Consider the following 13454-nt stretch of genomic DNA (forward strand, 5'->3'; position numbering starts at 1 on the left):
ATGCTACATACTTCTTTTTCTCATTCTTTGCTGCATACATAACCATGTATACAATAAGTGTCCTAAGCGGCACATCTAATTTTTGTGCATCTTCTTGAAGGATGGCTAAATGCTGCAAAGAAATGCAGGTGGTGGTTTCAAAATCCATAGTTTCCTCCCAAAGTGTGTATTGTAGTATTATGTGTTATATCAATGCTACTTTACCGATAACTATCGTGCAAGATTTTTTTAATTATGCGCCAATACAATTTGTATTGCTGAATTACAATCAACACAATGTAGCGTGTTATTTATTACCATTCCTTATATAGATTTATCCTACTTTAAATATTAAATCTTTAAAAAATATCACATTCTATATTCTTTAAATAGTAAGTATCATTCCATATTTGCAATTTTATTTTTTAAAATGCGTTAGCTATTCCATACTTCTGTTACATTACGTATATCTTTTAATAAGCTTTTATATTTTCAAATTAAATAACTTCTTAGCATTATTAGTGGTTACCATTGCAATTTCTTCTTCTGGTTTTTCAATTAACTCACTCATTGCTCTTACCACATAAATGATATTTTCTGGTACATTGATTTCTCCATTTTTTCCAACAGGGGGAATATCAGGACTATCGGTTTCCAACAATACATAATCAGGATAGATATACTTCAAGACTTCTACTTTTTTCTTACTATTACGAAACGTTATTGCGCCACCAAATGAAAAATAAAATCCAAACGGGATTAGCTGTTTTGTTATTTCCACATTTCCTGAATACGAATGTATAACCCCGCCCGCTTTAAGTGTACCAACGCGTTTTACTGATGCAACAAGTTCATTGAATGCGCTTCTGCAATGGACAATTACTGGCTTTCCCAACTCATTTGCAATTGATAGCTGGTCTTCAAAGAACTCTTTTTGTAACTGCATATCAATGTTTGTTTTTGCATCCAGCCCAATCTCACCAATAGCACAGTATTTATCATCTTTAATATCAGTAAGTTTTTTCAATTCATCGTAAAAACTTTCTTCAATATACCATGGATGGACACCTAATGAAAAGTATACTTCTTTATAATTTTTACTGATAGTTTGCGATAGTTCCCATTGTTCAGGAACTATCGCACAGGTAATAAGAGCCACCACACCCACACGTTTTGCTTTCTCTACTATAGTGTCAAGCATACCGGCAAAGTGATCACTTTCTAAATGGCAATGTACATCTACCAGTTGCATTATTCACCTATTACCTTTACCAGTACACGTTTTGGTCGTTGCCCATCAAACTCTGCATAAAAAATCTGTTCCCATGGGCCAAAATCAAGCTTACCATTGGTAACTGCAACCACAACCTCACGTCCCAGTAAACTTCTTTTTATATGAGCATCGCCATTGTCTTCGCCAGTACGGTTGTGGCGGTAGCGCGATAGTGGCTGATGAGGTGCCAGTTGCTCTAAAAAATCATCTATATCATGGATTAAACCTTTTTCATCATCATTGATATGCACAGATGCTGTTATGTGCATTGCGTTAACAAGGCACAATCCCTCTTTAATGCCACTCTTTTTAACTATCTCTTCAACCTGTTCGGTGATGTTTATATAATCTCGTTTTGTGCGCGTATTGAATGTTAAATATTCTGTATACGATTTCATAAATCACCCCCTATGTTCCAGATATCAATGGTACTATATAACTGTATATAATAAACTTCTGCATGTCAATTATTTGTTACTTATATACAATACAAAAAGCAAAGTAAAAAAAAAGATTTACAAAAGTAATGAACTGATTTGAAAATTATTTTATTCAATAAAGCGTTCGATAGAAACTTTTAAAAAAAAGAATATGTAACTGAATTTTACAAACAATAGATTATATCGAATTCGGTGTTTCAATAGGTGCATGATAGTAGGTATGTATACCAAAATAATATTATTTCGAAACCAGTATAGACATAACATTTTCATTCAATTCTGTTTGGCATAATGAGTATGAACTGGAGAACAAATTATCATTCTTATTTTTTGAAAAGAGTGCTGGTTTTGTTCATACTATGTTTTATTTCATGTCAACCATTAATTACAAATACCTGTCATAGTAATGGTGACACTATAAATATATCTTCGGGATGGGAATTAATACTTAAACCATCAGATAGAGTTAATGATATTAGTGCTGGCCATATAGATGTGCCTTTTATTTTTACACCATATCTATTAAAATATTTCAACACTTTTAAAGGATATGCAATAGTAACAAAAAAAATATTTATCCCAAAAAACTGGGAATCAAAACCGCTTATGATTTATTTAGGGAAAATAGGCGATGCTGATAAAACATATTTTAATGGGTGCTTAATTGGATCTGAAGGGGAATTTCCTCCTGAAGAATTTTCACTGTGGAACAAAGATCGCATCTATATATGTAAACCTGAGTTGATACAGTATGGATCATTAAATACTATTGAAGTACATATTGCCTGTCAAGCGTATAGCAGAATAGTAGGGAAACCGTACATTAGATCTTTTAATGATTACAATGAACTATCGACTATCAATTATTTTAATTATTTAAAACTTTCTTTGCCATTGTTTGTAAATCTATTTATTGGACTAACATTTTTAGTTATTTTCATCCTGTTATGTAAAAATAAAAAATCCAGAAATCAATATATTACTTTTATTTTGCAGCTCATTCCAGGTTTTTTTGTTATACTTGAACCTACTCTTCCTTTTGCTTTATTTGATAACAGCATAATCAGAATCAAAATATTTGGGATTTCCTGGAGTTTACTTGTTTTGTTTCATCTATTATTCCTTCATAGAATATATAATTATTATAGGAAAAAAATTGAATATCTATTAATACTCATTACTTTCTTCAATGTTATAATGATTATCAATGCACAAAGTATTGCTTCAATTAAATTTACCAGTATCATGGTAATATCAATTTTAACCCCACTTTCACTCTATAATCTTTCTCTTCATATCCAACAACTAATTAAAGGGAACAACTTTGCAAAATTATTTTTCACTGTTGGAATCATTCTGGCAATTACCGCGGCTCATGATGGAATTGTATATATTTCAGTTTTCACTTTTCATATTGTTACAATATGCGGTTATTCATTTACTTCACCAATTTTCCAATACACATCATTGTTAATTTTTGTTGGTGCAGGATTAATTATTGTTAATCAATTTATTTCAATGACTAATGATATTGAACAGATGAATTTAGAATTAGAAAAAAAAGTAGATGAACGAACTAAAGAATTGAAGGTAAGCCTGGAAAATCTTTCAAAAGCTATAGAATTTGGAATTTTTGTTTATCCTGTGAAAAATAAATCACACTTTTCCCAGCAACTTGAACCAAAGATTAAACAGGCCATAGTTTATATCAATAATAACTATCATGATGAAGTTTCACGTGAAGGCATAGCATCCATGCTCAATTTGCATCCTGATTATTTCAGTAAAGCCTTTAAGTATTATACAGGAAAACGCTTAAATGATTATATCAATGAACTACGAATAAAAGAATCTATGAGATTAATACAGTACTCTCAAAAGACTATTCTTGAAATTGCAATGCAGGTGGGATTTGAAAATTTAAAAACATTTAATCGTGCATTTAAAAAATTTACAGGCAAAAACCCCAGTAACTATCGCACATATAAATAATACTTTTGGACAAATTCAGACATTTCTCCTTTTTACAAGACAAGATCTCAATTATATGTTTTAAAATAAAAACAATAAAATCCAAAAACAATTGTCCATTTAATTCTTAAAATTACACTGGGAGGTTGATATGCCATACAGAAATAATATGATGCCCAAAATAAGTATTAAATTAATTGTAATGTACATTTCTTGCTTAATTTTACTTAATATCATATCCGCACCTCATGGTAAAGCCATTAATAAATCCTGTAGTAGTGAAGATTGGACCGAATGTGCAGATGAAAAACAAAAATCACAATGGATTGAATATGCAAAAGATTGGATGTTTATAAAGCAAAGAAATGATATTTTTCTTTATAAAAGGGTGTTGCCATCCTCTGGTGTCATTCAAGTTAAGGCTGAAAGAATTATACATGCCCCATTAGAAGTTGTAGAACAGATAATTCGTGATATTCCTGCATATCCGCAATTAATGTATAATTGTTTAGAAGGTCGTGAAATTAAACGATTCACAGATGAAGATATAATAATTCTTAATGTCACTAAAATGCCGTGGCCACTACAGCCGCGTGATGTTGTTGTAAGGACAAACGTTATCAAAGATTGGAATTTTGGAAGAATAGAAATTGCCTTACAGGGGTTATACTCTCCTGAAAGTGAGCAATGGGTTCCTCTTATTGATGGTCATACTCGTATGTACGAATTGACAGCATACTTCATTGGTCACATACTTGATAGAAACAAAATTAAATGTATTTACATAATCCATGCAGATCCATCAGGTGTTCCTGATTTTGCAATTAATTTCCTCATTGCTAATTACCCGTATTACACATTACTCAATTTAGAGAAAATGACAAAATTGGAAAAATATATCAATTTAGGTAAAAAATCTCAATATTTATCAAAGATTGAATCATTTACAACATTAAAGAAAAAATTAAACAATAATTAAGGAGGTTTTTCCATGGTACAGGTTGATATCGTTTGGTCATACGCTTTTGGTGCATCTTTTGCTGCTGCAGCAGGACATCTTATTAAAAAAGAGGACAAACCCTTCTCCAGTAAGTGGTTTGTTTTTACCTTACTTTTTCTTTCACTGCTATTTGCACCATCAGGCATCTATCTTTTATGGGAACATACACAATGGGAAACCATGCAGGTTGCTACATGTAAAGAAGACATCCCTGCATGGCTGGTTACTCTATTTGCATTTACAAATATTACGCAGGGAATACTTGGTTTCTATGTTTCATACAAATTAGCTAAAGCAAACAGGATGTATGAATGCCATGCAAACTGGGTCATAGCATGGATTATATTCTGGTTTATTTTGGTTTGTGGTTGGGATTGTACAGGCTATCAACGGTTTTTATACGATATGAGTGTTAATAACGGAGAACTATGGGCTCCTGGCAAACACATGGGTATTGAATTCTTCTACAAAAGCAGAGTCTGGTGGACATTAGTTGTTATGGCATGTTTTTTTGCACCCATGCTAATATATGGATATATCAATTTTATCCATGAAGGGATAAAAACTATTCCATCAATTCCAAATAAAAAGTATCCTGGACCAATTAAAATAGTGGCGATAATTTTTGGAACTCAATGGGTTGCCTGTCTAACTATAGCTATTTTTGCATCACTCATCGTTATGAAGATACATACAATAACTAATAATTTGTTATTTGCCTATATAGCAGGGATTTTACTTTTTTCAATTGTAGCATATTATTTGTTTTTCAGAAAAGAAATGGTATTCCATAAACTAATGAAATTACTGTATATAACTGATTGATGTATAGAGCTCATACTTGCGTTCAATAATAGTAGGATACCAATATATACACCTGGGAACTGAAATTAGCCAGGTGTATTTTTTATAAATTGTTAATAAATCTTTCATGAAAAAGTAGTTGTCTTCATTTGTGGCTTTGATAGTATACCCCAAAATTGTATCTGGAGGGTTTTATGCAAACTGTATCAATAGTAAAATATACTAAAAGCCCTGACTCTTTAAAGCAGGCGATAGATCTTTGTAATGGCTTTGTCGATTTAAAGCCAGGCCATAAAGTGTTAATTAAGCCCAATTTAGTTGCCTGGGATGAACTTTTCCCACCAGCACCATATGGTGTTTTTACCACAACCCGCCTTGTTGAAGATCTTGTTATACTATTGAAAGAATTTGGATGCAATGACATCACCATAGGAGAAGGTTCTGTTGAAGTTAAAAAAGGTGTTGGCACTATGGCTGCGTTTAAAGGGTTAGGATATAATGAGCTAGTTTCAAAATATGGTGTAAAGCTTGTTGATTTTAATGAATCTAAAGCGGAAAAATGTGCTATTGATGACAAAACACATTTAATGATAGCAAAAGAAGCGTTAGAATCCGACTTCGTTATAGATTTTCCTGTACTGAAAACACATGGCCAAACCAAGATTTCATTGGGATTAAAAAATCTTAAAGGATGCTTGAAATTAGCATCAAAAAAATTATGCCATCATCCTGAACTTAATTTAGAATACTGTTTCCCATTTGTAGCTGATTACGTAAAACCAAAGTTAACAATAATTGATGGTATCTATGCTCTGGAAAAAGGTGCATTGCACTTTGGCAATGCCTACAAAAAAGATATTATCATAGCATCTACCGATATTCTTGCGGCAGATATGGTTGGGGCCAAAGTTATGGGATATGATCCAACCGACATTGCTCATTTTGTAACGTATGCTGAGCGTCATAAAAAGTCATTATCATTACAGGATTACGATATTAAAGGTGAAAAACTTGAGGACCATATACAGCCACTTAAGTGGGATTGGGCTTGGACCGAAGACAATACTGGTCCTGGAGTTTTTGCAAAGATGGGCGTAAGTGGTGTCGCGCTTCCAAAATATGACGATACTCTATGCTCTGGATGTTCACCCATTGCCAATATGTGCAATATATTGGTATTATCAGCATTTAAAGGACAGCCACTGCCAAAGGTTGAAATACTTAACGGTAAAAAGATGCAGGCCAGGGCTGGCTATGATAAAACAATTTTACTTGGCAACTGCATCATCAAAGCAAATAAAAACAACCCCAATATCAAAGAGCCAATTGAAGTGAAGGGATGCCCACCCGATTTTGAAGATGTTGTGAAAACCTTAAAGGCTTGCGGACTGGAAGTTAATGAAATGGCATACTTAGGCTATATGAAACAGCAGAGCGAAAAATATAATGGCAAAGAAGGATATGATCCTTCGTTCTATCAAGCATAATAGTAATTTATATGGGTTCATCAGATGAAGGCTTCTGCCGTATATATGCAGAAATCATATACGGCAGGGCCACTGTCCCATCTTCCTGAATGTTATAAAACTTCCCAAGCAACTCTTTATTTTCTTCAATTAACTGTTTTAAGCCTTCAGTGTTAGCTTTAAGGTATTCGGTAACCATGAAAAGATTAACGGCAACCCTTTCTGTGTGGGATTTTGCCAATCCAAACTCATTAAGCGTTAAAAATGTCTTTAAATCATCTTCCAGATAGTAATCGGTATGAAGAGGATTTATTGCATGAGCTATCTCATCAAATATTCCTTCTATGTCATCATTAGGTAATACAAATCCAGCTAAAAAGAACACACCTTCAAACTGTAAAGCACGTCTGAATTCATCAATTGCCCGCCCTGTATCCAGCAAATCTAAGCAATCAATACATACAACCATATCCGCCTTATAGTAATCAATGGGGAAATCATTAAAATTCCCTGCAATGGTATACAAACGATTCATCCATTCTTGTGTGCCAAACCTGGTATAAAATGATTGCAGCAGCGCAAGCGAAGGCTCAACCACCACGCATAGTGCTTTTGAAAGTTGCATGATAGCTTCAATATATTTTGGATTCCCCAGCCCAATTTTAACAATGACATGCGGCTTGTATGTTTCAATACAATCTTTAAGCCTGTCAAAAACCATTTCAAAGCGGCTATCTGGTTCAATTAATGTATGTAATGATGCATCATATTCTAAAAGTTGCTGCAACGTTTCAAATTTCATTCTTTCTTTCCCGCCATAATATATTTTTATAGTATTTTGCCGTATCATGATTAATCCATTATAATAAAAATGCAAGCATAAAAAAATCCCACAGAGTTATCCGTGGGATTTTTCTTTGCTGCTGTAATAGCGCGTATTTATTCATACATCTTAAAAAGGAATGTCAATGTGGTAAACAGATAGTGGTCTTTTTCAGTTAACTTGTTGCCGGTTTTAAAGTACTGTGTTTGGTACATATACATTGGAGTAAGAATAATGGTCGGTGTAAATTTATAGCTAAAGCCCACATATACCCTGTTTTGCGAAAATCCACCATATTCAAAGCCAGGAGTAAGCGGAGCTGCTGTTATATCTTTTGTATCCTCATCATCAATGATACCCTGGAATATCTCATCACCAATCATGACAGCAAATTTGTCAGTTACACTATATTCAATCCTGAAGTATTCACGAATAAGAAGCGAATAACCTTTTTTTAGCGAACTGGTGGTATATTTTGGATATGTTGAATATACTTTGTTATGGAATATTACACGGTTCCATAATTTCAAATTCCCAATTTTATATTCAACAATTGGTAAAAACTCAATATTATGTGCATAATAATGCTCATCCTTACCTGTAGGCGATACAGCCGCCCTGGTTGGGAAGCTCTGATAGTAATACCATAATGGTAGTTTAACGGTTAAATTATCAAACCGCATGGTATAGGTGGGACCGGTAAATACTTCGTAAAAGAATGTCTTTTTTTCATTATTATTTTTTGGGTCATTTTTTCTTTCATACTCATAGCTGTGGCTTGTTAAAAGAGTATATGACCACTGTGGTGAAAGTAACGCCGTTAAATCTAAATACGTCCACGAACGATAAGCAACCGGTACTGCAAATACTGAAACTGATGTACATAAAATAAACATCAGCAAGAATAATAAAGAAAATCGTTTAACCATGGGAAACCTCTCTGTATGTAAAATAAAGATATGGAATTAAACTAATCCCTCATTTTAGTCATGCAACATTGCAAATATTTTGTCAATTATTTTTTAGGGCTAATGCCCCGGTATCGTATATACGCCGTTATCTTCGCATACCATGTTTTCCAGGCACAGCGCTTTAAGTGCTTTCTGTATTTTTTCAGGGGGATATCCTAAGCTTTGAACAAGCATATCACTGTTTACCGCACCATTGTTCACAATGTACTTTACAATATCACCGCGCACTTTTCGCAATGATGTTCTGTATGGCGTTTGTACTGTGTAATGCACGCTATGACGTGAAAAATTATAGTGCTCTTTTATATATGTGCCACAATCCATGAGTGCATTATAAAATTTTTTTGGATTAGCAGTATCGATAGTTACTTTTAATAAAGGCTCTATCATTGCATCTGATACCTTTTCAGTATCAGTAAAAAAGCTATAAATATATACCGTGCGGACATTCGTTTCAATATACAGTGCAGGCCTACCAAATGCAAATATGGCAACCGAAGCTGCAGTTGCTTTTCCTAAACCAGGAAGTTTTTGCAATTCATATTGACTATCGGGCACTTTACCATTGTACTGTGATACAATAATCTGTGCAGCTTGCCACAAATACTTAGCCCGTCTGTTATATCCCAATCCCTGCCATGCAGCAATAACCTCATAAAATGGTGCGCAAGATAGCATTTCCACATCAGGAAATTTTTTGATAAACTCACTGTACTTTACAATGACGCGGTTAACCTGCGTTTGCTGTAACATCACTTCGGAAACAAGTATATGGTAGGGATTATTGGTATTTCGCCAGGGCAGGTGGCGATAGTTACTGTCATAGAAATCGTATATGCACCTTAAAAATTTCTTTCTTATCGCTGCGTCAATATTCTTTTTTTTGCGATAGGACTCTCGTATCTGTGCAAGTCCATCAAGAAGCTTATCCATGGTTACTATCGCCAGAATTAATATGCCGTTGTTTTAGATATAGATAATGGTCATGTTTAAAAATACTATTTCATAAACCAGGATTATTACACATTAAACCTGAAGGACACAATATCACCATCCTGCATATAGTAGTCTTTGCCAACAAGATGATATTTACCTTCTTTTTTCAAAGCTTCCTCAGATCCTGCAATGATAAAATCATCATAATGCATAAGCTCAGCTCTGATAAACCCGCGCTGAATATCGCTGTGAATATAACCTGCTGCAAGTGGCGCTGTTATGCCTTTGGGTATAAGCCACTGCTTTACCTCATCCTGTCCAACCGTAAAAAATGACTGCAATCCTAAAGAGTCAAGCATAGCATCACATAATACCTGCAATGCAGGTCTTTCCACCCCCATGGAAGCATAAAATTCTTTTTGTTCCAGTTCATCATCAATTAGTGATATTTCACTTTCAAGCTTTACCGCAACTGCTACTGCCTGCACCGTATGATTTAAATAATCTTTTTTAAATGCATCTAAAATAGTACTGCCACCATCATCAGTATTGAAAACTACGATTATTTTCTTCAATGTGATAAATGGATAGCTTTTTATTATTGCAATATCTTCTTCAGCAAGGTTAAGCCCATGCAAAAGATTTCCCTGCTCCAGATGCTGCATAAATGTTTGCAGTAAAATAATTTCTTTTTCTTTTTGTTGTGCTGTTTTCTTTTTATCCTGATTAAGACGTTCTATCCGCTTTTCTGCAAATACCATATCATGCAAAATACATTCACTTATAAGCTTTTCATAATCACGCAGCGGGTCCACACTCCCCTTAACGTGGTATACGGAATCATCGTGAAAAGCCCGAATAACAAAGCATAGTGCATCCATCGTTGCAATATCGCTGAATATGCTTCCTTCCCGGATAGTATCATCCGTTACATCACCAATGAGTGTAATATTAATTGTGGCTGGTGCTGTCTTTTTGGGTTTGTAGTGTTTCACCAGGGTGGTAAAGCGATCATCGTGGATTGTGGCAACACCAATTCCTTTTTTTGCATCAAATGAATTTTTTGTTAAAATCTGTAATAAAGTCTTTTTACCACTTTGCGGGTATCCAGTAATACCTAATGATAAGCCCATTGCTTTTATAATGCTCCCTTAAATATAATGTAATAGTCATTGTTAGAAGTACATAGTCTTATTTATGATACTGAATGAGATTGCTTCGGCCTTTTAAGGCCTCGCAATGACAATGTTGTAATGATGTCGCCACGGTCATTAAAGTCTTCCAATGACATTTCTCAGTCATTGTCACCAGTCCTGTGGGGTGCTTTTTGCACTTTTTAGAGTATATAATTAACACACCCTGTGTTTTTATCAAAAAATTTATGCTATCTTAAAGAAAGAAACCATTTCTTTTAATTTTACTGCCAACGATTCAACACCTGATGCATTTGCTGACATCTCTTCAGCAGCACCTGCATTGTTTTGCGATAGTTCATTGATTGTGCTTATTGAGCGCGATATCTCCATAATTGCAACTCGCTGTTCTTCCGTTGCATTCTTTATCTCCTCAGAACCAGCCTGAACATCAGTTATCATTCCCTGTACTTTGGTATTGATTGCAAGCTGCTCTTTCATATCAGAAGCAACCTGTTCAATCCTTGTTGAGATATCGCGGACACCATTGATGATAAACCCAATATTCTGAATTGCCTGCGTAATATTTTGAGTACCTTTTGCCATTTCAGTGCTGTTTTGCTTAATAAGCCCATCTATTTCTTTTATGCTGATAGCTGTCTGCTCTGCTAATTTTGAAATTTCATCTGCAACAACTGCAAAACCTCTGCCAAAATCACCAGCACGTGCTGCCTCTATTGCCGCATTAAGCGATAACAGATTAATCTGTTCAGAAATATCGTTTATAATCTTTACAATATTTTTCATATCAGCAGAACTTTTTGACAGCACTTGCATGGTTGCATTCATCTGATTAAGCGACTGACTGCCCTCACGTGAACGCTCAGCAATAAGTTCAACCTCTTTTACCGAAGCATTCATAGTATCTGCAACTGTCTCAATGGTTTGCGACAAATTCTTCAATAAATTGATGAGCGATGTTAAGCTCTGGTTCTGGCTGTCAGCACGTTTTGCAACATTTTCCATTCCCGCAGAAATTTCTTCAATAGTTGCCGATATCTCTTCAACAGTGGCTGCTTCACTCTGAACATTTTCAGTAAAGGATGTGATTGCCTGCGACATCTGAGTTGATGAAGATGCCATTTCATCAGCTATTTGAATAATATGAACTATCGCCCCACGCAATTCGGTAACAAGCCTATTTACTGCTGCTGATAATATGCCTACCTCGTCACCTTTAATTATGGCCAGGCTTTGCGTTAAATCACCCTGAGCAACGTTGCTTAACACCTCGCGTGCATTTTTCAACGGATCAAGATGGCGTTTGATATTTCTATATAAAATGATAGTTGCAACAGCACACCATAAAAGCCCAACACCCAATGATAATAGCGCAAGTAGCTTGGAATATTCATTCATCTCGGCCTTTGGGACACTTGCAACCAGCAAAAATCCCAATGAGCTTTTGGTAGCATAGCCAAATTTATCGTCGTTATTAAATTTATACGAAACAAATTCATTTTCATTATTGTAAAGCTTTTTGCCCCATTCATAATTTAGCAAAGAATCGTTCGTTATATCGCGATATGGATGTACAAGGCCTGCACCATCGTGATATACAATAAATATGTAGCCTGTTTTACCTATCACAACATCAGAAAGTAAAAAGCCTTTCAATGCATCAACTGCGATAAGTGTAGCATATGTCCTGCCACCCACAGTATCACCTATAACAAAATATGATAGCTTCTCTTTTCCTACTGTCACCGGTTTAGATATAAAGCTAGATTTATCTTCAAAATACGTCATTTTATCAATGGCTTTTTCAAAAAGCTCATCATACTTCCCTTTACTTGAGAGCACTACATTCCCATTATCCAGTATTGCACAGTCGGTATATATTTTCCTTAAAGCAAGAATACGATTAATAGTTTGTGCATTGGGGAACGTAGCAATTATACGGCAATCATTTTTTGTATATTCAATAAAACTATCTAACTTGTGACCTGTTTGCTTTGCAATAGTATCTATGTTTTGTGCAAACATCTTTTGCATATAGTTATGTGATAGCAGAATGCCAAATGTAACCAGCATAATGACAAGCAGAACATTAATAATACTTGCCGAACCTGTAATGATAGGAATAAGCGAACCAAATGCCGTTACTGGTTTTCCACTTATAACATCCCTGACATCGTCAAATACTCCCTCCTGCGTCAGCTTGTTGACAGTTTTTGGGATAAAATATGAACCAAATATTATTGAAATGGCAATAGATAAAATTCCACCAAACCACAGATACAAAAGCTGGTCAAAGGTGAGTCCATATAACACTGCACTTGTTATACTGAAAATTGCAAGCCCAATTACCCACTGTGCAATGAGGCCAAGCGAAAACATAACCACCACACTGCTCAAGCGCTCCTTTAATATGAGTGCATGTTTTTCTGAAAAAGATGCCCCTTTTGCCTTTGCGGTAAAAAACCAGCGGAATGGTGCAAATAAAACCTGGTACCAGTAATATGTCATTAACGTAACAACAACAAAAACTATTATGCCGGGAACTATAACAACCTGAATGTTAGAAAGGCTGATCTCTGATTTCCAGATAAAGAACAAAACCGTTAGCGGTGCACCAATCAACCCTGAAAGAGCGTT

The 13454-nt window shown here is 34.8% G+C and carries 11 protein-coding genes; 4 read left to right on the top strand and 7 right to left on the bottom strand.

Annotated features, from left to right (window positions below):
• Window positions 1-463: 463 nt before the first annotated feature.
• On the bottom strand, window positions 464-1231 hold the full coding sequence (locus AB1444_15040) for a TatD family hydrolase (GenBank protein MEW6527970.1): 768 nt from the start codon (window positions 1229-1231) through the stop codon (window positions 464-466).
• The gene (locus AB1444_15045; GenBank protein MEW6527971.1) at window positions 1231-1650 is read right to left on the bottom strand and encodes a secondary thiamine-phosphate synthase enzyme YjbQ; all 420 of its coding nucleotides are present in this window, start codon (window positions 1648-1650) and stop codon (window positions 1231-1233) included. Before AB1444_15045 ends, AB1444_15040 begins: the two co-directional genes overlap by 1 nt.
• Before the next feature lie 339 nt (window positions 1651-1989).
• On the opposite strand from AB1444_15045, the gene AB1444_15050 reads away from it, so the two are divergent.
• The 4 genes from AB1444_15050 (at window position 1990) to AB1444_15065 (ending at window position 6954) form a co-directional block, all read left to right on the top strand.
• Window positions 1990-3684 carry a helix-turn-helix domain-containing protein gene (locus AB1444_15050; GenBank protein MEW6527972.1) on the top strand — a complete coding sequence of 565 codons (1695 nt, stop codon included), beginning with the start codon at window positions 1990-1992 and terminating at the stop codon, window positions 3682-3684.
• Between the two features lie 130 nt (window positions 3685-3814).
• Window positions 3815-4642 (top strand): hypothetical protein, encoded by an 828-nt coding sequence (locus AB1444_15055; GenBank protein MEW6527973.1) that lies wholly within the window; start codon window positions 3815-3817, stop codon window positions 4640-4642.
• A 12-nt stretch (window positions 4643-4654) separates the two neighbouring features.
• On the top strand, window positions 4655-5488 hold the full coding sequence (locus tag AB1444_15060) for a hypothetical protein (protein MEW6527974.1): 834 nt from the start codon (window positions 4655-4657) through the stop codon (window positions 5486-5488).
• A 173-nt stretch (window positions 5489-5661) separates the two neighbouring features.
• A complete protein-coding gene (locus AB1444_15065; protein ID MEW6527975.1) occupies window positions 5662-6954 on the top strand; it encodes a DUF362 domain-containing protein in 1293 nt (430 codons plus the stop codon).
• Window positions 6955-6961: 7 nt separating this feature from the next.
• Here the strand turns inward: AB1444_15065 and AB1444_15070 are convergent, their stop codons facing one another.
• From AB1444_15070 to AB1444_15090, 5 genes are all read right to left on the bottom strand, one after another.
• Window positions 6962-7783 carry a methyltransferase domain-containing protein gene (locus AB1444_15070; GenBank protein ID MEW6527976.1) on the bottom strand — a complete coding sequence of 274 codons (822 nt, stop codon included), beginning with the start codon at window positions 7781-7783 and terminating at the stop codon, window positions 6962-6964.
• Window positions 7784-7872: 89 nt separating this feature from the next.
• Window positions 7873-8685 carry a DUF2490 domain-containing protein gene (locus AB1444_15075; GenBank protein MEW6527977.1) on the bottom strand — a complete coding sequence of 271 codons (813 nt, stop codon included), beginning with the start codon at window positions 8683-8685 and terminating at the stop codon, window positions 7873-7875.
• A 99-nt stretch (window positions 8686-8784) separates the two neighbouring features.
• Window positions 8785-9660, bottom strand: coding sequence for an A/G-specific adenine glycosylase (locus tag AB1444_15080; protein MEW6527978.1), 876 nt, complete (start codon window positions 9658-9660; stop codon window positions 8785-8787).
• Window positions 9661-9746: 86 nt separating this feature from the next.
• On the bottom strand, window positions 9747-10796 hold the full coding sequence (locus AB1444_15085) for a DUF933 domain-containing protein (GenBank protein ID MEW6527979.1): 1050 nt from the start codon (window positions 10794-10796) through the stop codon (window positions 9747-9749).
• Between the two features lie 246 nt (window positions 10797-11042).
• On the bottom strand, window positions 11043-13454 hold a 2412-nt coding region (locus tag AB1444_15090; GenBank protein ID MEW6527980.1), incomplete at its 5' end, for a methyl-accepting chemotaxis protein.

This window comes from Spirochaetota bacterium, assembly GCA_040756435.1.
Taxonomy (GTDB): domain Bacteria; phylum Spirochaetota; class UBA4802; order UBA4802; family UB4802; genus UBA4802.